This window comes from Dentiradicibacter hellwigii (genome assembly GCF_041770905.1).
Classification (GTDB): domain Bacteria; phylum Pseudomonadota; class Gammaproteobacteria; order Burkholderiales; family Rhodocyclaceae; genus Propionivibrio; species Propionivibrio hellwigii.
In genome coordinates this window covers 1-19612 of sequence record NZ_JBEUWX010000001.1, presented here as the reverse complement: position 1 = coordinate 19612, position 19612 = coordinate 1, and the positions used below count along the sequence as shown (strand labels likewise).

Sequence of the window (19612 nt, the reverse complement as noted above, 5' to 3'; positions counted from 1 at the left end):
TCTAATCCCCGCCACAGCGAAGGCGCTATTGGGATGCGAGGGCGCCGTTATCCAGACAACGCCGTCCCCATACGGACAGACTTCCGCCGCCCATATTAAGATGCCGCGCCGCCGCGCATTTCACAATCAATCTGCAACCGATCCGCAGCCAACCCGCGGCCTGCGAGCAGTTATAGCCTTTGCGCAGTCTGTGGGATATTCAGTTTGGACTGCGCCCAAGCTGCGGCACGCCAAACCGCTCCGGGCAATATATTCAGCACACCGGATACACGTGCATGCTGGAATACTTGTTCCCGATGATCGGCAAGCAAATTAAGTGGAAACAGACGAGTACGCGCCGGATCAGCAGGGGCTTAGCACATCGACGCCCATGTAACCCAGGCACGCCGTACCTCCGGCGCATTCCCTGGTCCGTTACCCTGCCATCGTGCCCATGTCGCATACATGTGGGGTGGTGATCGTTTTGTCCAACAGGATTAATCAGGGCGAGTCAGCGGAAACGCCCATTTGATGCGGAACTCAGGGCGATCCGCCAGAAAATTTGCCGCACATTAATTTTGCAAAAAAACGGGCACTTTTTAAAAAATTTTGCGCATTTTTTGTCCAAAAATGCGCCGGGAATAAACAGAAATTAAAACCGCGTCCCTGCCCACACTACCCGGCCAATAATTGCCACGTCTCCCTCAGCCATCTTGCTTATGTCCAGCGTCCAGGGTCTATATGTCGGGTTATCACTGATAACGCTTATTTGCCCGCCGGGCAATAATTGAAGCCGCTTAACGAGGAGCATATCACCCATCCGCATAATATATATGCCATCTGTGTCCGGCTGGGTGAGACTCTGATTAATCAGAATAACGTCTCCATCGCGCAATGTAGGCAACATTGACTCGCCCGCCACACGAATCAGCACCAAATCTTTAGGCTGCATCCGCAGCTCGTGTTTGATCCAATCCTCACGGAACATTAACGAGTCGTCGGCCTCCTCACTACCGACAACTGCGCCGTGCCCTGCGGCTGCGCGAACGTCATTATGCAGCGGCAGCGCTATGTAACGTCCCGATGCTGTCGCCTCTTGCACCGATAGTACCGTTGCTGCCCCGGCTTGATATGGCGTATCGGCCTGTATTTTTGGCGCGGGCTGGTGTCGCGGAGCGTTAAACATCTCGCCCTCACCAGTCAGCAACCAGTTAGCGTTAATACCTAAGCGCACTAATCCTGCTATAGCGTCTCCTCCTGGGATACTCCTGCCGTCTTCGTAGCCTTGATACCCTCTTGCTGATACGCCAGATTGTTCTGCGGCGTCTTTTTGGCTCAATCCAAGTCTAGCCCTTGCCTCTTTAAGTCGCATAGATATGTTCATGTCGCGCTTCCTGGGCGAAAGTGCGACACATCACGCCGCACTTTGCAATGTATGTCGCACTTCGTAGCGCTTTGATTATTAAGCGGTAAATTTATATACGCACTTTTTGTCGTATCTTGAAAGCGCGACACGTAAAAAAATACTGAAAAAACTCTTGACATACGAAAAATTGTGCTGTGTAATATAAAACATCAACCAGCAATATGGTTAGTTTAACCATTATAGGAAACGATACAAAATGGTATGCAAAAAAGATTGGCACCCAGCAGATATAAAAGCCGCCCTAGAGAAGCGTGGATGGACGCTTATCGGGCTAGCCGCGCATTACGGGATCAAAAGCTCATCCTCGTTCTCGTTTGCCCTCAGTAATAGCTATCCGTTAAACGAACGGCGCATTGCCGATGCGCTAGGCGTACCTGTGCAGGAAATCTGGCCGTCCCGTTACTTTGCTGACGGCACAAAACGCCCTCGCGGCCTGCGCGGCGCGCGGGCATCACGCCTTGGTGCTCATGCATAGCAAAGGACTAAAAAATGAGCACATGCTCAATTAGCGACATTGCCCAGGCCCTAACCATCTCTAAACGATCCGCCGAGCGTCGGGCTATCAATGACTCGTGGCCGTATCATGAGGCCCCTGTCCGCGGCGGTCGCATGCGCCTCTACGAGATCGACAAACTGCCCAAGGCCGTCCGTAATGCGATCAAACAGCACAAAATGCAGACGGATGTGCTGCCCGCCTTGGTCTCTGAGATTACTGCTCCGCCCGTGGCGCAATGTAACGAGCTGTCATTAACGCACGATCAGCGCGCGATCCGCGACGCACGGTCGGGTATCCGCGCGGCGATCCATAAAACAATGGCCAATCTGGGATGCAGCCTGCATGAGGCATCGGTCAGCCTGATTTGTGACGCCCAGCGCGGCACGCTTGACCCCATATTGACGCGGATGCTGCATATCGCACGTGATCGCCGTGGCAGCTCACGCGGTGACTTGCCGACGCCGCGCACCCTGCGCCGCTGGCTGGATGCCGACGATCTGGCACCGGGCATGCCGCAAAAGGATTTTGTCGTGCCGGTCTGGGCGCGGGCATTTTTGGCTCACTATCAACAGCCACAAAAACCAAGCCTGTCCGATGCCTACCGCCAGTTTGCTGCCGAGTATGCGGGCGATCTGCCGAGCGAGTGGCAGGTGCGCCGGTTTGTGGGCAAATTAGGGGCAGTAACCCGCGAGCGCGGACGCATGGGAGAGCGCGAGCTGCGCAACATCCAGCCATTTGTCCGCCGTGATTTTGCAGCCCTCTTGCCCAATGACATCTGGTCGCCTGATGGACACACGTTTGACGCAGAGGTGCAGCATCCATTTACGGGCAAAGCGTTTCGGCCGGAGATCACAACATATATCGATATTGCTACCCGCCGGGCGGTCGGTTGGTCGGTAGATTTGGCCGAGTCGAGCATGGCCGTCGCGGATGCCCTGCGCTCCGCTGTCCAAAAACACGGCATCCCGGCCATGATCTACTCGGACAACGGATCGGGGTACAAAAATGCCTACCTTGAGGATACAGCGCTTGGCTTGCTTGGCCGCCTGGGCATTACGGTACGTCACTCAATCCCTTATAACAGCCAGGCGCGCGGCGTCATTGAGCGCGCGCACCAGACAATCTGGGTGCGCTCGGCAAAACGGCTGCCGTCCTACATGGGGCATGTCATGGATCGCCAGGCGCGCCTTGCTCACTACAAATTAACGCGGGCGGCGATAAAACACGGTGGCGCTATGCCGCTCATGCCTTGGCAGCTCTTTGTCGAGTTTTGCGAGGAGGCCGTTGCCGCTTACAACGCCGCGCCGCACCGCTCTCTCGGCGGCGTCTCGCCCGATCTGTGCTGGCGCAATCATGAGGCGCGCGGCTGGTCGCCGATAAGGGTCGAGGGCGACGAGGTCATCACGCTGTTTAGGCCGCGCGTTGCTCGTACCCTGCGCCGAGGCGAAATACAAATATTTAATAACCTCTACTTTTGCCGCGAATTTGAGGAGCTTAACGGGTCGCTGGTGCATGTCGCCTTTGACATCCACGACCCCCGCTATGTGTGGGTCTATCTGCCGGATGGTCGGTTTATCGGTACGGCCGAGGTTAACGGCAACCGTCGCAATTACTACCCCGTTGCCGTTATCGAGCAGGCCCGCGACCAACGCGCCAAAGCGCGTTTGGCGCGCATCGACGTTAAGCGTGACGACATCCTCGACGAGCTGCACGGCGCGGCGGCAATTGAGGTAGCGCCGGCGCAAACCCTTGTCATTGGCGGTCGCGTTATTGAGGCTGCCGAGATCGACCAAATGCTGATCGACGCGCCCGCCGAACCGCTCAATCTGCACGATGCGCCGGCGATGATTAACGCGGCGATGCCTCTTGAGACTGAGCAACCGGCCGCAAAACCGCCGCGCTCTGAGCGATCGGCCGAGGACAACTATGCGGAGTGGTGCGAGCTGCGACAACGCCAACAAAACGGCGAAATCCTGCGGGATGTGGATGCCCGGTTTATCGAGACGTGGCCGACAACGATGCAGGGATCATCGCATCTGGATTATCTGGGATTGAGGCACCTCATCCCAAAAAAACAGGCCGCTGCGTAATGCCAGATACGCAACGGCCGGTTTAGGGCGCAGGCTGGGACCAACAACCTGCAATTACTACGACAAACGGAGTTATTAAATTATGACGCAAACAGCAAATCTACACAACCTGAGCATTGTCCGGCAGTTTGCCCGGACGGCTGACCGCACGGCGGGCCTACCCGGCATTGCCGCGCTCTACGGCCCGGCCGGGTTTGGCAAAACCACCGCCTCAATGGCGGTGGCTAACGAGCACCGCGCTTACTTTGTCCAGATGCGCTCGGCTTGGACGCGCAAGACGCTCCTTGAAAAAATCCTGCTTGAGATCGGCATCAAACCGCTTGGCACGCTGCCAAAAATGCTTGACCAGATCACCGACCAACTCTCGGTCTCGCGCCGCCTGCTCATTATTGACGAGTTTGATTATGCCACCCACTCGGATGCCATGATCGAGCTGGTGCGCGACATCTACGAGGGGTCGCGCGGCTCGCTGCTCATTATCGGCGAGGAGATGTTGCCACAAAAGCTCAAGCGCTGGGAGCGGTTCCATAGCCGCGTCCTCTCGTGGATCCCCGCGAGAGGCGTCACCGAAAAAGATGCACAGCTGCTGGTGCCGATCTACTGCCCGGGGGTCAAAGTACAGCCAGACTTGCTGCAACATCTGGTCAGCATCTCGCACGGATCGGTGCGCCGGGTATGCGTCAATCTCCACCAGATCAAAGAGACGGCGGGGATGGAGGGATGGCAGTCGGTCGGCATGGCCGAGTGGGGTGAACGCCCGCTCTACACGGGCGAAGCGCCGCGCAGGGGGGCGTAATCGTGCGCAAACCTGTAACTACCTATGCCGGCGGCAAAGGGCCGCGCCAGCGCGTTTGGGAGGCCATCCGCGCCCAGCGTGACGCCGAGTGGACGCGCGTGCAGATCGCAGGTCTCTCCGGGATCGACGGCAGCACATTGTCAAGTTACATCCAGTCACTCGAGCACGCAGGCATCGTCAAAATGGTGCGTCAGACACCGGGCGCACGCAAACATTATCGACTCATTAACGATGAGGGCGTCGAGGCCCCGCGCCTACGCACAGACGGCTCGCGCTGCACGCGAGGACTTGTGCAGGAGCAGATGTGGCGGACGCTGCGCATGATGCGAGGAGACACCAATGCCCGCGAGCTTGCAGCGCACGCCAGCACGCCGCGCATCCCTGTGGCGTTTGGCACTGCTAACGAGTACCTCAAAACCCTCAAAAAAGCTGGCTATCTCGAGGTGACTTTGCCTGGCAAGGGCGTGTCGGCCCAGCGTTGCGCGCTCGCGCGTTACCGCCTGATCTCCTCGTGCAACACCGGGCCGAGGCCGCCGGTCATCTGCAAGACACGGACGGTCTACGACCCCAACGTCGACAAGATCGTCTGGCAAGCGCCGGTCTCTGATGAGGACGCGATCTATGGCTGAGACCATTACTGATCGCCGCGCGTTTGCGCAGCAACTGCTCGCCGATGCCGTCCGCGCGCATCCGCGCGGCAAAGCAGGGGTGGCGGCGCAGCTGGGCGTATGCCGGTCGCTGCTCTCCCGCACGCTCTCGCCTAACGACAAGCTGGATCTGTCCGAGCCGATGATCCAGCGGGTAATTGACTGCCTGCACACCATCCCGGTGTGTCCGGCAACCGGCGAGCCGATTGCCTACAGCGATTGCCGGCGTATCTCCTCGGGGCCTGCCCCCAGCCACAACCCCTACAAAATGACCATCTGGGTGCGTTGCCACACGTGCCCAAACAAACATGCGGAGTAATCATGATGCAAACCAACACCAATACACAAACCCTCATTAAAAATGAGATTGCCGCGTTGCATAACATCCAGCAAAACATAGGCGCTGAGCCGACCAACTGGATACGCTGCATGTATAGCGATGAGCGCTGCTACTGCATAGAGCATCCCACAGGTAAAAATCTGCTGGCCGTCTGCTTGGACCTATATGACTGGCAGCGCGGAGGCTGCTTTGTCGAGGGGTTTGATGATGATGCCTATTTTAGGGATGCGCTCCGCCTATCGGTAACCCCCGCCAACAAACAGGCCTACAAAAAGACCTGGTCGGCCGTGCGTGCGCTGCTAAATGGCCGCACGGTTGTCCTGGGCGGATACTGCATTGATGCGGCGGCGCACCTGGCCGCAGCCAAAAAAACGCAATACGGATTTGAGCCGTACGAAATCAACCTGGCTCCGGAGGTGCTGCAATGACCCACACATCTCTACGCGCCCGCCGGACACGCATGCTACAGCGCCGTGCCGCCACAAAAGGTTTTGTCGTGTCCGATGCGTTTGACGCCTTGAGCCGTCTTAAAAAATCAACAGAGTGGCTGAGATCACACGGTATCCGGGTTTTGGGTTACTCGGTGATTTTGGATATCGGCGAGCCGCCGGACATTATGGTCCAGTCCGGCCCAAAAACGTTTGCCTTGTTTGCTGGGGAGTACATGCGGCGCTCAGTAGGCCGGACCGTCGATGGCGAGGTTGCCGATTTTGAGGCGGACGACCGTAAAAATGGCGTGCGCATCAACTGGACGGAGGTGACGGCATGAGCAGCATTACCCACATTGCCGACGTGCGCCGTACACCACGTGTGCTTAATGATGGTTACATCTGGCGCTTGCGTGAGGCTAACGAGGCCGTGCGTCAACTACGCGCGATGGGGTGCCATATCCAGCACGTGGCGGTCGGACAGGCCAATCTCCCCAGCGAGATCGTTGTCGATCACAACCCGCACCGCCGCCTGATCGGCTGCGAGAGCGTGCATGTCACCTGCGGAGGTCGGCTATGAGTCTGTTGAGCATCCAGCTCGCTCAACTTGTAAATGAGCGCTCGCTTGCCGATCAGATCCTCGACATCCTGGAGCGATCCGCAAAACCGCTGAGCATCTACCAGCTTGCGAGGCGGTTGCAGTACGACAGTGCGCTGATTGACCGGGAGATCAAACGTCTATACCGGGCAGGGCGTATTGATTGTGCCCGCAAAAACTCCCGACAACACTACTGTCTGTATCAATACGCCCAACAACCCACAACCACATAGGAGGCCGATATGGCTACAAAAGTTACCACCATCCCCGCGTCTGGCGACCAGATTTCGCCGGACGCCATACCGCCCGAGGAGATTGGGGGCGAGTGCAAGTTTGTCCTGCACGACGATATGCGAATAACATTTTTCTGCGACGGCGAGGCCGTGCTAACGATCCCCGAATCGGTTACCGCGCGCCTCGGCAGAATGCTCCAGGGGATGCGTTTTGATACTTTTTATTTGTCTTGATGAGGGGCAACACATGAGAAAGACCAAAACCGCCGCGATTGTCCATGCCTGCCAGTCACGCGAGCAGACGATTGAGGCTATCAGCGAGTTAGGCGCGGCCCAGCGCGAGCTGCTGCGTCTCAACACTGAGATCAACGACGCGCTGGCCGAGGCTACGGCCATGCGTCAGGACAAGATCGACGCGCTCAAACAACGTATCGAGGGGCTGACTGAGGGTATCGCCACCTGGTGCGCCGCCAACCGCGCGGCGCTATGTCCGGGCGGCGGCAAGACCGCCAACCTCGTGACCGGCGAGGTCTCGTGGCGGCAGCGCCCGCCGTCGGTGTCGATCCGGGCGGCGGACAAAGTGCTGGATAAGCTGCGCGCCCTCGGCCTGCATCGGTTTATCCGCACGGCGGAAACGCCAAATAAAGAGGCGATGCTGGCCGAGCCGGCCGCGGTTGCGGGCATCGCAGGCATCAGCATTGTTACAGGCGTTGAGGATTTTACGATCGCGCCCTTTGAGGTCGATATACAGGAGGCATAAATGACAAGCCAGCCAAACACACAAGCGCCAAAGGCGACGATCACGATCACTGAGGGCGCAGATGGCATCATCCGGATTAACTTGCGCTGCACACCGCGCTGCGATCCCGACGACCCTCATCTGGTGCATGTGACAGCCTTACGCATGGTCAATCTCGTATATCAAGATGGGGGGAAGATTGTCAGCGCTGGCGTCGCGCCCAAGGAGGACGAGTGATGGACGACACCCGCGACATGCGCCGCCGCATTATCACAACAGCCGTTAAAAGGGCGTTGCTCAAAGATCGCCCCGAACTTGACGATGCGGCGCTGGCAGGCGCGATGATTGAGGTGATTATCTCCACGCAAGACACCTCGCCCACTAGCCTGCCGCTCATGTTTTGCATCCTCACCGAGCTGGCCGGGCGTGTCATCAAACAACTGCCTGCGCCGACGCGGTGCGATGACAACGGCAGGCCGCTTTATAACGTGACCGAGGCTGCGCGCGCCCTCGGCCTCACTGACGCCGAGACCGACCGGGTACGTGACTATCTGCGTGATAAGGGCGTACAGAGCGCTGACCCAGCGCAGACCCACACCCTCAACTAACCCGTTTTTAACCCAAAAAAGGAGAGCAATATGAAAAATGAGAAACACTTAAAACTGACGCAAAACGATTTTATCAGCGCTGTTGCCGAGATGAGCAGCACCTCAAAAGTCACTGCAAAGCAGGTCATTAACGCGGCATCTTACGTTATCAGCCAATCACTGCGTGAGGGCTGTGAGGTGCCGTTTTCGGGGCTCGGCAAATTCTCGGTGCGCGAGCGTGCAGCGCGCACCGGGCGCAACCCCGCAACGGGCGAAACCATGACCATCCCCGCCAAAAAACAACCCAAATTTACGCCAAGCGCCACGTTAAAAGCGATGGTCGCAGGGCAAGAGGAGGATCAATGATGGGTGATTTTAAATACGGCGTACTGGCCGATTTTTTGGGCGAGCACTGGTCCCGTTTTGTCGGTTTTGCCAACCAGCACGGGGTAAGCGAGGACGAGTGCGAGGCGCTCATCAAAGCCCTGGAGCAACAGGCTGGCAGATAGCCGGTTCGACGGCGCTTGGATTAACGCCAAGCGCCGTCCGGCAGGCTGTTTAACGAGGAGGACAAACAATGACAGACGCAAATCTGATTGATTTTGTGGTGTGGTGCGCGCTGCCGCTGTGCATCGCGCTGATCGGCTGGATGATGTCGGAGTAATAACGTGGACAAATCGGTTGTCAGTGCGCATCAGCCCATACTCGACCCCTGTTGCGGCAGCCGCATGATGTGGCTTGATCGTAAAAATCCGCGGGTAATTTTTGGTGACATCCGCCGCCAAAAAATTACCGTCACGGATAGGAGTCATGGCAATCCTGACGGCACGCGCATACTGATGATCGAGCCGGATGTACTGCTGGATTTTAGGAGCCTGCCGTATCCGGACGGGCAATTTAGGCTAGTGGTTTTTGATCCGCCGCATCTTGTCCGCGCCGGCGCAAAAAGCTGGCTGGCCGCCAAATACGGCAAGCTATCGGATAACTGGCGTGATGACATCAGACAGGGGTTTGCCGAGTGCCTGCGCGTGCTCGGGCACGGCGGCATCCTGATTTTTAAGTGGAGCGAGGCGCAGATAAAAGTAAAAGATGTGCTGGCGCTGTGCCCGGTTGAGCCGCTGTTTGGACACATTAGCGGCCGTAAGGGATTAACGCATTGGCTCGTATTTATGCGGCATATGGATACGGATGGAGATGGGGAGTGACATGGGTAAATCGATTATCTACACACATAAGGGTTGGTTTGGGCTGTGCCCGATCTACCTTGCCGAGATTGACTCTCCCGCGCCTTATTGCGATCCGCGGCACTGGTCGCTCGCCTGGCTGATGACGGTGAGCGATGCAATCTACGGCCTTTGTTTTTGGCTTTGCAGCTGCATCAACCCGGATTATGAGCCGGCCTGGCCGTTGTTTGTCAGCGCCCCCCTAAAAACCCCGATCATCCGTACCCGCGAGGATTGATGACATGCAAGAGCGACCCATCCTTTTTTCGGCGCCGATGGTGCGCGCCATCCTGGGCGGACATAAGACGCAGACGAGGCGACCAGTCAAACCAATGAAGCACCCGTATGGAGAGTGGTTATCTGTTGAGGAGGTTGTCGGCGAAATAAAAGCGGGGACGGGTGCTGTAAATTGCCCGCTTGGTCGCAAAGGCGACCGGCTATGGGTGCGTGAGGCGTTCCACTCCTATCACTGGGATGTCCCTCGCGTTGTTTATCGTGCGGACGGCGAACATCGGCGGGTGCGTACGCAATTTATGACGTACGAAGTGGGGCGCTGGACGCCATCAATCCACATGCCGCGCTGGGCTAGCCGGATCAGTCTGGAAATCACCGGCGTGCGTATCGAGCATCTACAGGACATTAGCGCGGCGGACTGCCTGGCAGAGGGCGTAGCGCCAACCGACGACCCGGTCGCCGAGTACCGCAGCTTTTGGGAGGCCCTCTACGGCGCCGGATCGTGGGCCGCAAACCCGCACGTGTTTGTAATCGAGTTTGTGAGGGTGTGACTATGGCATCTGCTATCCGCACGGCTGACGCGCTGCGCAAAAGCGAGCTCGCCAAAATCCACATCTGCAAGGCACAGCTTAAGCTGGATGATGCCGCCTACCGCGACCTCGTCATGTCGGTCTGCGGCGTTAAATCGGCCTCAAGCCTCGACGCGCTGGGCCGTAAAAAATTGCTTGATCATATGGCCTCGTGCCTCAAAGCGTCAGGCATCGATCCGTATCCGGGCGCAAAGCGCCTGCCGACACGGCACCGACCGCTGGCGCAGAGCAAAGAGGCAATCGAGGCCAAAATCGCCGTGCAACTTAAAACCCTCGGCCAGGGCTGGCCGTATGCCTACGCAGTAGGCCGGCGCATCTATCCGCAGGTCTCGCGCTTTGAGTTTTTGAGCCTCGCACAGCTTGGCAAGGTCTCAAGCGCGCTTGAGCGCACCATCCGCTATAAGGAGCGTGCCGCCCATGACTGAGCGTGCGTGCATTAACGCTGCGGCCAACGACGATCCTGTCGATAACGTCGATCTGGGCTTATTGCCCGGCGCGCTGCGCGAGATTGCCGAATTGATCGGCCTGCCGGCGGCATTGACGCTCTCGCGCGTCTATGGCGGGCGGCGTCTGTATGTCCCGCGTCGTTACGATCCTGAGCATCCGCTCGTCAAACTGCTGGGACACCAGGCCGCCATCCGGCTGATCGACAATTACGGGGGGCTGGAGCATTTTGACGTGCCTATGGCCGCATCCTTAACCCGTGAGCTGCGCAACCGCGCCATCCGCCGCGACCGCGCGCGCGGCGACTCGTGTAGTACACTCGCTCGTCGTTACCAGATGACCGAGCGCACCATCTGGACCATCCTCGCCCAATCCACGGCCGAGGATGCGCCGCGCCAGGCGGCCTTGTTCTGATCGCGCCGGTGAGTCTGCCGGCGCATCTGCTCCCCGCTCTCCCGCACCAAATAATACTATCCCCCTGACGGCCGCCCGCCTTATCCGGCCTTGCGCGCGCGCGTAATCTCTCGCGCATGGACACCACCACACCAAACACCAGGCGGCGCTGCGGGACGTGCCGCCATTACGACGCCTCAACGCTTGCCGGATACGGCTATTGCCGTGTTGCGCCCGACTGCGAGGCCCGCGCGCGTCTCTGGCGCAATGACACGCCCTGCACGCTCACGCACGCCCATCATGACGCCGCACAACAAGGAGGTGCGCAATGAGCCGCAACCGCATTGTTATGGCCGCGCTCTCGCTCTCGGCTGCTGGCTTTGCCGCGCTGGTGGCGACTGAGGGGTTTATCGGCACAGCGCGATCGCCTGTGCCCGGGGATGTGGCCACCGTTGGTTTTGGCAGCACGCGGCATGCTGACGGCACGCCGGTTAAAGCAGGCGAGACGATCACGCCGACGGCAGCGGTAGAGCTTGCCGTGCGCGATGTGGCCGTCAAAGAGGCGATCCTCAAAGACTGCATCACTGTCCCTCTGCATCAGTACGAGTATGACGCCTATGTCTATCTCTCGTATAACGTGGGGGCGACCGCAGTTTGCCGCTCAAGCATCCCGCGCAAACTGGCCGCCGGCGACTATGAGGGCGCCTGCGAGACCATCCTTGATTTTAGATTTGTCCAAAAACGCGACTGCTCATTGCCCTGGAACCACGATTTTTGCGGCGGCGTCTGGACGAGCCGTTTGAAATGGACGCGCATCTGTCTGGGGCAGGAGCCGGCGCGATGAGCGGAGCCAGACGGATCGCCAGCAACCCGACCTTGTCGGCCATGCACGCCGGGTGCCTCTCGCGCGAGATCGCCAAGGCCGATAGCCCGGAGGCATTACGAAAAGCCGCGCAAAATCGCATCCCGTATCTCATCGGACGCGATAGAGATCGCCTGCGTGATGAGTATGCCGAGCGCCTGCGCGCGTTAAAGACACGGCCCGGAGGTGCTGTATGAACGGTTTTGTCCTTGTCTTGGCGAGCATCTGCCTCTCCTGCGTGGTCGGCGTAGTGACTGGCTACACATCGGCCCAAAAAGAGTGCAAGGCGCAAATCCTGCGCATTGAGCGCGATGCGCAGGAGGCGCGCGCATCCGCCCTTGAGGCCATTAACGCACGGCTAAAAACCGAGACTGAGCGCGGCGAGAAACTCTCGCAAGAGCTGCTCACCGCCGAATCTCGCCTCACCAAAACCCGAGAGGAGTTACGCAATGAGATCACCCGCTCAACCCGCGGTCGCGCTTGCCTTGATGCTCGCACTGTCCGCCTGCTCAACAACGCCGGCAATCGTCACGCCGGCGCAGATGATGCCCTGCCGAAAACCGCCGGCGCACCTGATGCAGCGCATGGAGCAGCTGCCTCCGATACCGACGTCGCTCAGTGGGCCGCCGAGGTCGGATCGCAATACGAGCTCTGTCGCGCCCGGCTCGACGCCCTGATTGACTACGAGGAGGGACGGCAGTGAGCGACATCATTGATCGCGCATCCGAGCGCGAGGAGTTGTTTAGACGCGCCGCATTGGTGGCGCATAAGGGATCGCTATGCCGTCACCGGCACGATGGTCGAGGGCGCGCCGGGCTATTGCCGGTTGTGCGAGGAGATGATCCCGCGCTCGCGCCTGCGTGCGCTGCCGGGCGTGACAACCTGCGTGCGTTGTCAGGAGATTTTGGAGAGCGCGCAAAACGGGGGGTGGTCAAATGATGATTACGGTAGATATTTGGCAGCTCGTCTCGCTGCTCTTAGGGTTTTTTGGCTGCGTGGCGGGCTTTGGCAAGCTCTTGCTTGCCCAGATTGACAAGCGCTTGGATACGCGCTTTGAGGCGCAGGAGCGCGCGCGCATTGAGGGATCGCAGGGCTGCGCAAGACGCTCGACGAGCAGCTTGCGATGGGGCGCGCGCATACCGAGCGGCTCGATAAGATGGAGTTTGACATGCGCGAGTCGCTCTCGGCGATGGAGGGACGCTTGTCGCGCGTGGAGTCTGAGGTCAAGCACGGCGTCGGCCAGCGTGATCTCTCCGACATCTATGACCGCATCAACGAGGTGGCCGAGGGCCTCTCCGAGCTGCGCGGCGAGTCGCACGCGGTTGGCGACAACGTGCGCCTCATCCTCAACCAGATCACTACCAAGGGGATGCAGTAATGACCGAGAGCGAGGCAAGACGCCGTAAATCACTGCTCGCCACCATCGCTTTTGAGCCGGCCATCGGCTTAACGCGCCTGCGCGCAGAGCTTGATGTGGTGCACGGCATCGCGGCAAGTCTGGATCTCATCCGTGCGGATATTGACTGGCTCGTCGAGATGGGGCTCGTCCGTTTTTAACGGCGAGCTCGCGCAGATTACCGAGCGCGGGCGCGATGTGGCGGCGCTACGCGCCAAGTTTCCGGGGGCGTAAGCATGGCCCACCCCCCGGAAAAACGACTGGAGCTGCGCGCCGCCTACATAGGCGGACTGCCGCTTGAGGTGGCCGCCGATAAAACCGGCGTGCCCTACGGCACGGCGCGTAACTGGTTTAACGCGGCAAAGCGTGAGGGCGATGACTGGGACAAATTTAGGGCGGCATCGCTCATCGTCGCCGGCGGCGGCATTGAGCAGGCGATGGGGCGCGTGGTCTCCGCCGGTCTCATCCGTTGCGAGGCGCTGCTGGAGCGCATCGACGAGATCAGCGATCCGGCCGAGGTCGTGCAGACCGTGGCGACCTTGGGAGACGCCATCGCTAAGCTGCGTGCGGCCGCCAAAAACCTGATGCCCGAGGCTGACCGCCTGGCGGTCGAGACGGGCGCGATCAAGGGGTTTGTTGATCTGTTTATCAGGCTACACCCGGCGCAGGCCGAGGCCGCCCTGTCGGCGGTTTGAAGCGTGGGCGGCGGGGCAACGTTAAGAGGAGAGAGCGATGGAGCTGTTTGTCGGATTTGTCAGCGGGCTGTTATGCCTGGTCGCGTTTGGCGTGGGGATACTTTTAGGCGTGCTTTGTGGCGCGCAGTCGGCCGTCGACCAGACCCTGCGTCAGGGGTACTTTAAGGCTTACGGCAAGCGCTACCGCACCGTTGAGATTATCGATGACAACGCACAAGGAGCGCGCTGATGAGCTTTTTTTTTGCTTTGCCTGTGTGACCAGATGGACGCGGTATTAATCGCCCTGTATCGCGCGATTGTGCGCCTCTTGCGCGGCATCTTTTGCGCTGCGCGGCATGTTGCGGAGCATGTCACACGCCCGCGTGCGTTAAGCGCCTGCGGCTACGTCATGGCCTGGGCAACGCTTACCTCAATGGACGTGCGCGAGGCGATGCGTCGCGCTGGCCAGCGTCGCCTATGGCGTCGCACCGGGGGGCGCAAACGGCCATGAGAGGCCAAAAAACATCCGCCCGCGAGGCGATCAACGATCTTGCCGCCTACGCGGCGCAACTGCGCCAGCGGATTGAGGCCGAGGTTTCGGGTTTTTCGCCGGACCCGGCCCGAGCGCGCGCGGCGTATTGCTCAGGGCGCGCGAGGATTTTAGGTTTTTTACGCGCGTCTATTTTCCGCATTATGTGCGGAGCCCGGCGGAGTCGGAGCTGCACAAATACCTCTACAAGCTCCTGCCCGAGATCGTGGGACAAATCAAAAGCGCCGCCGATGCCATCGCCGCGCCACGCGGAGAGGCTAAATCGACGCTGGTCTCTCAGTTATTTGTCCTCTGGTGTCTGGTCACTGGCCGCAAACGCTACCCGGTCATTGTCATGGATAGCATCGATCAGGCCTATCCGATGCTTGAGGCGATCAAGGCCGAGCTTGAGTTTAACCCGCGATTGATGATGGATTTCCCCGACGCGACCGGTCGAGGGAGCATCTGGAACGCCGGCACGATCATCACGCGCAGGCAATGCCAAGGTGCAGGTGTTTGGGCTCGGGCAAAAAAATGCGCGGTCTGCGCCACGGCCCGTATCGTCCCGACCATTTGTGTACTTGATGACAATCGAGAACGACGAGCAGGTGCGCAACCCCGAGCAGCGCGACAAGTTGGAGAGCTGGCTTAAAAAAACCGTGCTGCCATTAGGCGGCGCGGATGCCAAATACGATGTGGTCTACATCGGCACCATCCTGCACTACGACTCGGTGCTAAACCGCACGCTGAGTAATCCGATTGTGGCGCACCGCCAAGTTTAAGGCGCTCATCCGCTGGCCGGACAATATGGCCCTGTGGGACGCCTGGGAGGAGCGATTGCGCAACGAGGGCGAGGCGGGGGCCGAAGCGTTTTACGCGCTCCACCGCGAGGCGATGGACGCGGGGGCTCTAGTCTCCTGGGCCGCGCGCCCCCTCGAAGTCCTTATGAAAATCCGCGCCCCGTGACGGGCATGACACGTTTGACAGCGAGTATCAAAACGACCCGGTCGCCGGCGACAATGCGCCCTTTGCAAACTGCATCCAGTTTTGGGTGAGTCGCACTTAACGACTGGCTCTTTTACGGGGCGTGCGACCCCGTCCCTGGGCAAAGCGGGGGCGAGCCGCGACCCCTCGGCCCTGCTTGTCGGCGGCTTTAATCGGCTCACCGGCATCCTGGATGTCGTCGAGGCACAAATTAAAAAGCGCCTGCCCGACCGCATCATTGAGGATGTGATTGCCCTGCAGCGCGAGTATCGCTGCCTCGTCTGGGCCGTTGAGGCTGTGCAGTTTCAGGCGTTTTTGTTTTCGGAGCTCGTGCGCCGCTCCGCCATTCTTGGCGTGCCGGTGCCGGCTAGGCCGGTTACGCCCCACACCGACAAAATCCTGCGTATCGAGTCACTCCAGCCGCACATTAAAAACGGCCTCATCCGCCTGCATCCCTCGCAAACAACGCTGATTGAGCAGTTACGGCATTTTCCTAAGGCCGACCACGACGACGGCCGGATGCGCTGCACATGCTCTGGGAGCTCGCCTCAAGCGGCGCCGGGCAAACGAGCGGATTTATCAGCATACCGCGCCGGGCATCGTCCCTTGATGACGATTACCCGCGCGCATCAAGACGGATGATTTAACGATGGCTACTACCACAAAAATCCTTGACCAGTACGGCAACCCGGTTTGATATGCGGATGCTGCGCGAGCCGCAGACCAGCCGCATCAGCACGCTGGATAACGAGTATTTAACCGGCATGCTTGAGGGTATCACGCCGGCGCGTCTGGCCGATGCATTGCGTGAGGCCGATGCCGGCAACCTCTTTGCCCAGCACCGCATCTTTGCCGATATGAGAGGAGCGCGACGCGCACCTTGCCGCCGAGATGGCCAAGCGCAAATTAGCTCTGCTTGACCTTGAGTGGAGCATTGAGCCGCCGCGCAACGCGACCGCCGCGGAAAAAGCCAACGCCGAATGGCTGACCGAGACAGTATCGTCCGCCGTCGATCCGATTGAGGATCTGATACTCGCGTTAATGGACGCGGTGGGACATGGCTTTGCGCCGGTTGAGCTTGAGTGGCGCAGTGACCACGGCGAGTGGCTGCCTGCCATGCATCCGCGCCCGCAGGAGTGGTTTTGCCTTAACTCCACGCGGCGCGAGCTGCGCCTGTGCGATCTCTCCGTCGACGGCGCACCGCTTGCCCCGTTTGGCTGGATCGTGCACACGCACGGCAAAGCCAAAACCGGGTATCTCGCCCGGATGGGGCTGCATCGCGTGCTCGCCTGGCCGTTTGTGTACAAAACTTACGCAGTCGGGGATTTTGCCGAGCTCCTGGAAACCTTTGGCCTGCCGATTATTACCGGCAAATACTATTCCGGCGCCGATCCGGAGGCCAAGGCGAGCCTCTTGCGCGCCGTAACCGCATTAGGGCACGATGCGCGCGCGATCATGCCCGCCGACATGCAGATCGAGATCGCCAAAATCTCAGGCGGCGGCGATGCGACGCCGCACATGGCGATGGTCGATTGGGCCGAGCGATCCGAATCTAAAGCCATCCTTGGCCAGACGATGAGCGCCGAGACCAAGGCCACCGGCATCGGCTCGGGCAATGCGCAACTGCACCGCGAGGTGCGCGAGGACATCCTTGCCGCCGATGCGCGCGAGATTGCAGCAACAATTACACGCGATCTCCTCTATCCGCTGCTCGCGTTAAATCGCGGCGGCGTCGATGGACTGCGCCGCTGCCCGCGCCTGGTATTTGACACAGGCCGCAGTGAGGACATTAAGCAATACGCCGAGGCATTGCCCGCGCTCGTCAATATCGGCATGCAGATCCCGGCCGACTGGGCGCATGACAAGCTGCGCATCCCTCGCGCTAACAACGACGAGGTCGTTTTACGCGCGCAAACGGGTATGGGTGAGGATAATGGCGCGCCGCAACCGACCGGATCGGCTGACCCTGCCAATCCGGCAAAACTCTCCGCGCAGATGGCGTCCGCTCCCGGCTGGTACAACTGGCATCAAGCCTGGGCATCGTGCCATCGCCGGGCGCTGGCCACCGCTCGGCAGCTTGAGCGCGACCTCAAATCCGGTGAGTTTGACGGCCTCATTAATGCGCAAACGAGTCTGGACGACTCGCTTGATCGCGCCATTGATGAGAGTATCGACTGGGATGCTATCGTTGATCCGCTGCTCAAACCCGTCCTTGATGCACTGCAAAACGGCATGGCGCCGGAGGAGGCGCTCATCGAGATGGCGAGCTGGTATCCGGAGATGGATGACAAAGCGCTTGAGGAGCTCTTTGCCCGCGCCCTCTTTGTTGCCGACATCTGGGGGCAACTCTCCGCGCAGGAGGATGATCTCCCTGCGCCACAGGAGGCGCGTTAAACGATGGCCGCCATTGATCTCTCTGCCGTCTTTGGCCTGCCGCCAGAGGAGGCTATCGCGTTTTTTAGGAGCAAAGGGTACCGGATCACATGGGACTGGTTTGACAACTGGCGCGAGGCTCACGACCGCGCATTTACGGTCGCCAAGCTCGCTCGCCTGGACATCCTGCAGGACATCCGCGCAGGGCTTGATCAGGCGCTCGCCGAGGGCAAAAGCGAGCACTGGTTTGTCAAGCAGCTAACCCCCGTCCTGCAACAAAAGGGATGGTGGGGCAAAAAAATCGTCGTCGGCGAGGACGGTCAGGCCGAGGTCGTGCGCGAGGGCAGCCCGCAGCGACTGCGGACGATATTTCGGACCAACATGCAAACCGCCTACGCCGCTGGGCGCTGGCGCGCGTTTATGAGTAACGCTGCCGACCGTCCGTACCTGCAATACGTCGCCATCATGGACGGGCGCACCCGCCGCGCTCATGCGGCGCTGCATAACAAGGTCTTCCCGGTCGACTCGACCGCCTGGCGGCTGATCGCGCCGCCTAACGGCTTTAACTGCCGCTGCACCGTGCGGGCGCTCTCCGAGTACAACATCCGCCAAAAAGGGCTGCACGTTGAGCGTGATGTGCGCATCGTCGGGTACGAGGAGCCGAGCAAAAAAGCGACCGACAAGCGCACCGGCGAGATTTACCGCGACAAGCTCATCCGGCGCGGCATCTCAATCCCCGATCCGGATAATCCGGGCAAGCGCCTAACATTTATCCCCGACCAGGGCTGGGACTACAACCCGGGCGCGCGCTGGGTCAAATCATTTACGCCGACCCCGCTCGACAACCTGCCGACGACGTTTCCGGCGAGGATGGCGCTGCCCGATGTGCTGCCGCCGACGCCGGTTCCGGCCTCGCGCCTGTTACCGGACGGCCTCACAGACCCGGAATATGCCAAGGCGTTTTTAGCCGAGTTTGGCGCGACATCGGTCAGGGCGTGGTGTATCGGGATGTGGCGCAGGGGGCGTTAACGATCAATGAGGATTTGTTCCAAAATTTTGCCGGAGAGTGGAAGGCCAAGTAAAAACGGCCCGCGGCCCGTATATGCGCTTGCCTTGCCGACGCGATCAAAGCCCCGGAATGACAATCTGGTTGCACTGGGAAGAGTCCTTTATGGAACCGGGCAAATGCTCCTCAAGCGCCGTTACATCAAAAGCTGGGTAATTGGCGAGGGGGACGACACACAGTATGGACTGTCAGTGTTTGAGGCAGGTAAAGGCGAATGGTCGGGATCGACGGTAATGGCCGTAAAACCCAATAGATTGCACGAGCAGCGCCGTAAATATATCGAGGATCAGCGTGAGGGGTTTTTGCTTTATCGGCGTCGACCCGAAAGCGGAAGAAGTGTCCGGGCAATAAAAAACCCCAGCGCCGACTCGCCGGGGTTTACTGTGCGGCTCCTTTGGACGCTGCAGGTTCGGGAGCGATTGTATGGCCGCAATCAGCTTAACCACAGCATAGGAAACCACGTTTGGCAACCATTACGTTACCGC

39 protein-coding genes are annotated in these 19612 nt (G+C 59.6%); 37 read left to right on the top strand and 2 right to left on the bottom strand.

What is annotated here, in order from left to right:
• Window positions 1-631: 631 nt before the first annotated feature.
• Window positions 632-1351, bottom strand: a complete 720-nt coding sequence (locus ABCS64_RS00195) for a S24 family peptidase (RefSeq protein ID WP_418889933.1) — start codon at window positions 1349-1351, stop codon at window positions 632-634.
• Window positions 1352-1601: 250 nt separating this feature from the next.
• Here ABCS64_RS00195 and ABCS64_RS00190 point away from each other — a divergent pair, with 250 nt between their 5' ends.
• The 14 genes from ABCS64_RS00190 to ABCS64_RS00125 all read left to right on the top strand — a co-directional run bounded on the left by ABCS64_RS00190 (window position 1602) and on the right by ABCS64_RS00125 (window position 8725).
• Window positions 1602-1880: a helix-turn-helix domain-containing protein gene (locus ABCS64_RS00190; protein WP_418889932.1), complete on the top strand. Its 279-nt coding sequence runs from the start codon at window positions 1602-1604 to the stop codon at window positions 1878-1880.
• A gap of 134 nt (window positions 1881-2014) precedes the next feature.
• Window positions 2015-3991: a Mu transposase C-terminal domain-containing protein gene (locus ABCS64_RS00185; RefSeq protein ID WP_418889931.1), complete on the top strand. Its 1977-nt coding sequence runs from the start codon at window positions 2015-2017 to the stop codon at window positions 3989-3991.
• Window positions 3992-4073: 82 nt separating this feature from the next.
• Window positions 4074-4787, top strand: a complete 714-nt coding sequence (locus ABCS64_RS00180) for an AAA family ATPase (protein ID WP_418889930.1) — start codon at window positions 4074-4076, stop codon at window positions 4785-4787.
• Window positions 4788-4789: 2 nt separating this feature from the next.
• Window positions 4790-5416: a helix-turn-helix domain-containing protein gene (locus ABCS64_RS00175; RefSeq protein ID WP_418889929.1), complete on the top strand. Its 627-nt coding sequence runs from the start codon at window positions 4790-4792 to the stop codon at window positions 5414-5416.
• Complete coding sequence (locus ABCS64_RS00170) at window positions 5409-5753, top strand: hypothetical protein (RefSeq protein ID WP_418889928.1); 345 nt, start codon at window positions 5409-5411, stop codon at window positions 5751-5753. The genes ABCS64_RS00175 and ABCS64_RS00170 overlap by 8 nt, the downstream gene beginning before the upstream one ends.
• Before the next feature lie 2 nt (window positions 5754-5755).
• Window positions 5756-6202 carry a hypothetical protein gene (locus ABCS64_RS00165; protein ID WP_418889927.1) on the top strand — a complete coding sequence of 149 codons (447 nt, stop codon included), beginning with the start codon at window positions 5756-5758 and terminating at the stop codon, window positions 6200-6202.
• On the top strand, window positions 6199-6543 hold the full coding sequence (locus tag ABCS64_RS00160) for a hypothetical protein (protein ID WP_418889926.1): 345 nt from the start codon (window positions 6199-6201) through the stop codon (window positions 6541-6543). Before ABCS64_RS00165 ends, ABCS64_RS00160 begins: the two co-directional genes overlap by 4 nt.
• Window positions 6540-6782 carry a hypothetical protein gene (locus tag ABCS64_RS00155; protein ID WP_418889925.1) on the top strand — a complete coding sequence of 81 codons (243 nt, stop codon included), beginning with the start codon at window positions 6540-6542 and terminating at the stop codon, window positions 6780-6782. Before ABCS64_RS00160 ends, ABCS64_RS00155 begins: the two co-directional genes overlap by 4 nt.
• A complete protein-coding gene (locus tag ABCS64_RS00150; RefSeq protein WP_418889924.1) occupies window positions 6779-7033 on the top strand; it encodes a hypothetical protein in 255 nt (84 codons plus the stop codon). The genes ABCS64_RS00155 and ABCS64_RS00150 overlap by 4 nt, the downstream gene beginning before the upstream one ends.
• Window positions 7034-7042: 9 nt before the next feature.
• A complete protein-coding gene (locus tag ABCS64_RS00145; protein WP_418889923.1) occupies window positions 7043-7267 on the top strand; it encodes a hypothetical protein in 225 nt (74 codons plus the stop codon).
• 13 nt (window positions 7268-7280) lie between these two features.
• Window positions 7281-7793, top strand: coding sequence for a host-nuclease inhibitor Gam family protein (locus ABCS64_RS00140; RefSeq protein WP_418889922.1), 513 nt, complete (start codon window positions 7281-7283; stop codon window positions 7791-7793).
• The gene (locus ABCS64_RS00135; RefSeq protein ID WP_418889921.1) at window positions 7794-8009 is read left to right on the top strand and encodes a hypothetical protein; all 216 of its coding nucleotides are present in this window, start codon (window positions 7794-7796) and stop codon (window positions 8007-8009) included.
• Window positions 8009-8380: a hypothetical protein gene (locus ABCS64_RS00130; RefSeq protein ID WP_418889920.1), complete on the top strand. Its 372-nt coding sequence runs from the start codon at window positions 8009-8011 to the stop codon at window positions 8378-8380. The genes ABCS64_RS00135 and ABCS64_RS00130 overlap by 1 nt, the downstream gene beginning before the upstream one ends.
• Before the next feature lie 30 nt (window positions 8381-8410).
• Window positions 8411-8725 (top strand): HU family DNA-binding protein, encoded by a 315-nt coding sequence (locus ABCS64_RS00125; RefSeq protein WP_418889919.1) that lies wholly within the window; start codon window positions 8411-8413, stop codon window positions 8723-8725.
• Here the strand turns inward: ABCS64_RS00125 and ABCS64_RS00120 are convergent.
• Window positions 8719-8898 carry a hypothetical protein gene (locus ABCS64_RS00120; protein WP_418889918.1) on the bottom strand — a complete coding sequence of 60 codons (180 nt, stop codon included), beginning with the start codon at window positions 8896-8898 and terminating at the stop codon, window positions 8719-8721. The genes ABCS64_RS00125 and ABCS64_RS00120 overlap by 7 nt on opposite strands.
• 129 nt (window positions 8899-9027) lie before the next feature.
• Between ABCS64_RS00120 and ABCS64_RS00115 the strand changes: the two genes are divergently transcribed.
• The 23 genes from ABCS64_RS00115 to ABCS64_RS00005 all read left to right on the top strand — a co-directional run.
• On the top strand, window positions 9028-9564 hold the full coding sequence (locus ABCS64_RS00115; protein WP_418889917.1) for a TRM11 family methyltransferase: 537 nt from the start codon (window positions 9028-9030) through the stop codon (window positions 9562-9564).
• A gap of 1 nt (window position 9565) precedes the next feature.
• Window positions 9566-9820: a hypothetical protein gene (locus tag ABCS64_RS00110; protein WP_418889916.1), complete on the top strand. Its 255-nt coding sequence runs from the start codon at window positions 9566-9568 to the stop codon at window positions 9818-9820.
• 4 nt (window positions 9821-9824) lie between these two features.
• The gene (locus tag ABCS64_RS00105; RefSeq protein WP_418889915.1) at window positions 9825-10367 is read left to right on the top strand and encodes a hypothetical protein; all 543 of its coding nucleotides are present in this window, start codon (window positions 9825-9827) and stop codon (window positions 10365-10367) included.
• 2 nt (window positions 10368-10369) lie between these two features.
• Complete coding sequence (locus ABCS64_RS00100; RefSeq protein WP_418889914.1) at window positions 10370-10831, top strand: phage protein GemA/Gp16 family protein; 462 nt, start codon at window positions 10370-10372, stop codon at window positions 10829-10831.
• The gene (locus tag ABCS64_RS00095) at window positions 10824-11264 is read left to right on the top strand and encodes a Mor transcription activator family protein (RefSeq protein ID WP_418889913.1); all 441 of its coding nucleotides are present in this window, start codon (window positions 10824-10826) and stop codon (window positions 11262-11264) included. Before ABCS64_RS00100 ends, ABCS64_RS00095 begins: the two co-directional genes overlap by 8 nt.
• Window positions 11265-11380: 116 nt before the next feature.
• Entirely contained in the window at window positions 11381-11575 is a 195-nt protein-coding gene (locus ABCS64_RS00090; RefSeq protein WP_418889912.1) for a hypothetical protein, read from the top strand.
• Complete coding sequence (locus ABCS64_RS00085; RefSeq protein WP_418889911.1) at window positions 11572-12087, top strand: glycoside hydrolase family protein; 516 nt, start codon at window positions 11572-11574, stop codon at window positions 12085-12087. The genes ABCS64_RS00090 and ABCS64_RS00085 overlap by 4 nt, the downstream gene beginning before the upstream one ends.
• A complete protein-coding gene (locus ABCS64_RS00080) occupies window positions 12084-12302 on the top strand; it encodes a hypothetical protein (protein ID WP_418889910.1) in 219 nt (72 codons plus the stop codon). The genes ABCS64_RS00085 and ABCS64_RS00080 overlap by 4 nt, the downstream gene beginning before the upstream one ends.
• A complete protein-coding gene (locus ABCS64_RS00075) occupies window positions 12299-12808 on the top strand; it encodes a hypothetical protein (RefSeq protein WP_418889909.1) in 510 nt (169 codons plus the stop codon). Before ABCS64_RS00080 ends, ABCS64_RS00075 begins: the two co-directional genes overlap by 4 nt.
• On the top strand, window positions 12805-13044 hold the full coding sequence (locus tag ABCS64_RS00070; RefSeq protein ID WP_418890303.1) for a hypothetical protein: 240 nt from the start codon (window positions 12805-12807) through the stop codon (window positions 13042-13044). The genes ABCS64_RS00075 and ABCS64_RS00070 overlap by 4 nt, the downstream gene beginning before the upstream one ends.
• Window positions 12962-13138, top strand: a complete 177-nt coding sequence (locus tag ABCS64_RS00065; protein WP_418890282.1) for a TraR/DksA C4-type zinc finger protein — start codon at window positions 12962-12964, stop codon at window positions 13136-13138. Before ABCS64_RS00070 ends, ABCS64_RS00065 begins: the two co-directional genes overlap by 83 nt.
• 135 nt (window positions 13139-13273) lie before the next feature.
• Window positions 13274-13483 (top strand): hypothetical protein, encoded by a 210-nt coding sequence (locus tag ABCS64_RS00060; protein WP_418889908.1) that lies wholly within the window; start codon window positions 13274-13276, stop codon window positions 13481-13483.
• Window positions 13483-13662, top strand: a complete 180-nt coding sequence (locus ABCS64_RS00055) for a hypothetical protein (RefSeq protein ID WP_418889907.1) — start codon at window positions 13483-13485, stop codon at window positions 13660-13662. The genes ABCS64_RS00060 and ABCS64_RS00055 overlap by 1 nt, the downstream gene beginning before the upstream one ends.
• A gap of 75 nt (window positions 13663-13737) precedes the next feature.
• On the top strand, window positions 13738-14196 hold the full coding sequence (locus ABCS64_RS00050; RefSeq protein ID WP_418889906.1) for a DUF1804 family protein: 459 nt from the start codon (window positions 13738-13740) through the stop codon (window positions 14194-14196).
• Between the two features lie 37 nt (window positions 14197-14233).
• Window positions 14234-14425, top strand: a complete 192-nt coding sequence (locus ABCS64_RS00045; RefSeq protein WP_418889905.1) for a hypothetical protein — start codon at window positions 14234-14236, stop codon at window positions 14423-14425.
• A gap of 33 nt (window positions 14426-14458) precedes the next feature.
• Window positions 14459-14686: a hypothetical protein gene (locus ABCS64_RS00040; protein ID WP_418889904.1), complete on the top strand. Its 228-nt coding sequence runs from the start codon at window positions 14459-14461 to the stop codon at window positions 14684-14686.
• A 127-nt stretch (window positions 14687-14813) separates the two neighbouring features.
• Window positions 14814-15356, top strand: coding sequence for a hypothetical protein (locus ABCS64_RS00035; protein ID WP_418889903.1), 543 nt, complete (start codon window positions 14814-14816; stop codon window positions 15354-15356).
• Window positions 15340-15486 (top strand): hypothetical protein, encoded by a 147-nt coding sequence (locus ABCS64_RS00030; protein WP_418889902.1) that lies wholly within the window; start codon window positions 15340-15342, stop codon window positions 15484-15486. The genes ABCS64_RS00035 and ABCS64_RS00030 overlap by 17 nt, the downstream gene beginning before the upstream one ends.
• A 265-nt stretch (window positions 15487-15751) precedes the next feature.
• A complete protein-coding gene (terL, locus tag ABCS64_RS00025) occupies window positions 15752-16330 on the top strand; it encodes a phage terminase large subunit (protein WP_418889901.1) in 579 nt (192 codons plus the stop codon).
• A gap of 29 nt (window positions 16331-16359) precedes the next feature.
• Window positions 16360-16608: a hypothetical protein gene (locus ABCS64_RS00020; RefSeq protein WP_418889900.1), complete on the top strand. Its 249-nt coding sequence runs from the start codon at window positions 16360-16362 to the stop codon at window positions 16606-16608.
• Entirely contained in the window at window positions 16580-18082 is a 1503-nt protein-coding gene (locus ABCS64_RS00015) for a phage portal protein family protein (RefSeq protein WP_418889899.1), read from the top strand. Before ABCS64_RS00020 ends, ABCS64_RS00015 begins: the two co-directional genes overlap by 29 nt.
• A gap of 3 nt (window positions 18083-18085) precedes the next feature.
• Complete coding sequence (locus ABCS64_RS00010; protein ID WP_418889898.1) at window positions 18086-19090, top strand: phage head morphogenesis protein; 1005 nt, start codon at window positions 18086-18088, stop codon at window positions 19088-19090.
• A 156-nt stretch (window positions 19091-19246) separates the two neighbouring features.
• On the top strand, window positions 19247-19612 hold a 366-nt coding region (locus ABCS64_RS00005; RefSeq protein ID WP_418889897.1), incomplete at its 3' end, for a PBECR2 nuclease fold domain-containing protein.

What these genes read in the sequence shown, in the direction of transcription:
- ABCS64_RS00195 (WP_418889933.1), bottom strand. Translation starts at nt 1,351, where the DNA reads ATGCGACTTAAAGAGGCAAGGGCTAGACTTGGATTGAGCCAAAAAGAC.
- ABCS64_RS00190 (WP_418889932.1), top strand. Translation starts at nt 1,602, where the DNA reads ATGGTATGCAAAAAAGATTGGCACCCAGCAGATATAAAAGCCGCCCTA.
- ABCS64_RS00185 (WP_418889931.1), top strand. Translation starts at nt 2,015, where the DNA reads ATGCGCCTCTACGAGATCGACAAACTGCCCAAGGCCGTCCGTAATGCG.
- ABCS64_RS00180 (WP_418889930.1), top strand. Translation starts at nt 4,074, where the DNA reads ATGACGCAAACAGCAAATCTACACAACCTGAGCATTGTCCGGCAGTTT.
- ABCS64_RS00170 (WP_418889928.1), top strand. Translation starts at nt 5,409, where the DNA reads ATGGCTGAGACCATTACTGATCGCCGCGCGTTTGCGCAGCAACTGCTC.
- ABCS64_RS00165 (WP_418889927.1), top strand. Translation starts at nt 5,756, where the DNA reads ATGATGCAAACCAACACCAATACACAAACCCTCATTAAAAATGAGATT.
- ABCS64_RS00160 (WP_418889926.1), top strand. Translation starts at nt 6,199, where the DNA reads ATGACCCACACATCTCTACGCGCCCGCCGGACACGCATGCTACAGCGC.
- ABCS64_RS00155 (WP_418889925.1), top strand. Translation starts at nt 6,540, where the DNA reads ATGAGCAGCATTACCCACATTGCCGACGTGCGCCGTACACCACGTGTG.
- ABCS64_RS00150 (WP_418889924.1), top strand. Translation starts at nt 6,779, where the DNA reads ATGAGTCTGTTGAGCATCCAGCTCGCTCAACTTGTAAATGAGCGCTCG.
- ABCS64_RS00145 (WP_418889923.1), top strand. Translation starts at nt 7,043, where the DNA reads ATGGCTACAAAAGTTACCACCATCCCCGCGTCTGGCGACCAGATTTCG.
- ABCS64_RS00140 (WP_418889922.1), top strand. Translation starts at nt 7,281, where the DNA reads ATGAGAAAGACCAAAACCGCCGCGATTGTCCATGCCTGCCAGTCACGC.
- ABCS64_RS00135 (WP_418889921.1), top strand. Translation starts at nt 7,794, where the DNA reads ATGACAAGCCAGCCAAACACACAAGCGCCAAAGGCGACGATCACGATC.
- ABCS64_RS00130 (WP_418889920.1), top strand. Translation starts at nt 8,009, where the DNA reads ATGGACGACACCCGCGACATGCGCCGCCGCATTATCACAACAGCCGTT.
- ABCS64_RS00125 (WP_418889919.1), top strand. Translation starts at nt 8,411, where the DNA reads ATGAAAAATGAGAAACACTTAAAACTGACGCAAAACGATTTTATCAGC.
- ABCS64_RS00110 (WP_418889916.1), top strand. Translation starts at nt 9,566, where the DNA reads ATGGGTAAATCGATTATCTACACACATAAGGGTTGGTTTGGGCTGTGC.
- ABCS64_RS00105 (WP_418889915.1), top strand. Translation starts at nt 9,825, where the DNA reads ATGCAAGAGCGACCCATCCTTTTTTCGGCGCCGATGGTGCGCGCCATC.
- ABCS64_RS00100 (WP_418889914.1), top strand. Translation starts at nt 10,370, where the DNA reads ATGGCATCTGCTATCCGCACGGCTGACGCGCTGCGCAAAAGCGAGCTC.
- ABCS64_RS00095 (WP_418889913.1), top strand. Translation starts at nt 10,824, where the DNA reads ATGACTGAGCGTGCGTGCATTAACGCTGCGGCCAACGACGATCCTGTC.
- ABCS64_RS00090 (WP_418889912.1), top strand. Translation starts at nt 11,381, where the DNA reads ATGGACACCACCACACCAAACACCAGGCGGCGCTGCGGGACGTGCCGC.
- ABCS64_RS00085 (WP_418889911.1), top strand. Translation starts at nt 11,572, where the DNA reads ATGAGCCGCAACCGCATTGTTATGGCCGCGCTCTCGCTCTCGGCTGCT.
- ABCS64_RS00080 (WP_418889910.1), top strand. Translation starts at nt 12,084, where the DNA reads ATGAGCGGAGCCAGACGGATCGCCAGCAACCCGACCTTGTCGGCCATG.
- ABCS64_RS00075 (WP_418889909.1), top strand. Translation starts at nt 12,299, where the DNA reads ATGAACGGTTTTGTCCTTGTCTTGGCGAGCATCTGCCTCTCCTGCGTG.
- ABCS64_RS00060 (WP_418889908.1), top strand. Translation starts at nt 13,274, where the DNA reads ATGCGCGAGTCGCTCTCGGCGATGGAGGGACGCTTGTCGCGCGTGGAG.
- ABCS64_RS00055 (WP_418889907.1), top strand. Translation starts at nt 13,483, where the DNA reads ATGACCGAGAGCGAGGCAAGACGCCGTAAATCACTGCTCGCCACCATC.
- ABCS64_RS00050 (WP_418889906.1), top strand. Translation starts at nt 13,738, where the DNA reads ATGGCCCACCCCCCGGAAAAACGACTGGAGCTGCGCGCCGCCTACATA.
- ABCS64_RS00045 (WP_418889905.1), top strand. Translation starts at nt 14,234, where the DNA reads ATGGAGCTGTTTGTCGGATTTGTCAGCGGGCTGTTATGCCTGGTCGCG.
- ABCS64_RS00040 (WP_418889904.1), top strand. Translation starts at nt 14,459, where the DNA reads ATGGACGCGGTATTAATCGCCCTGTATCGCGCGATTGTGCGCCTCTTG.
- ABCS64_RS00015 (WP_418889899.1), top strand. Translation starts at nt 16,580, where the DNA reads ATGGCCAAGCGCAAATTAGCTCTGCTTGACCTTGAGTGGAGCATTGAG.
- ABCS64_RS00010 (WP_418889898.1), top strand. Translation starts at nt 18,086, where the DNA reads ATGGCCGCCATTGATCTCTCTGCCGTCTTTGGCCTGCCGCCAGAGGAG.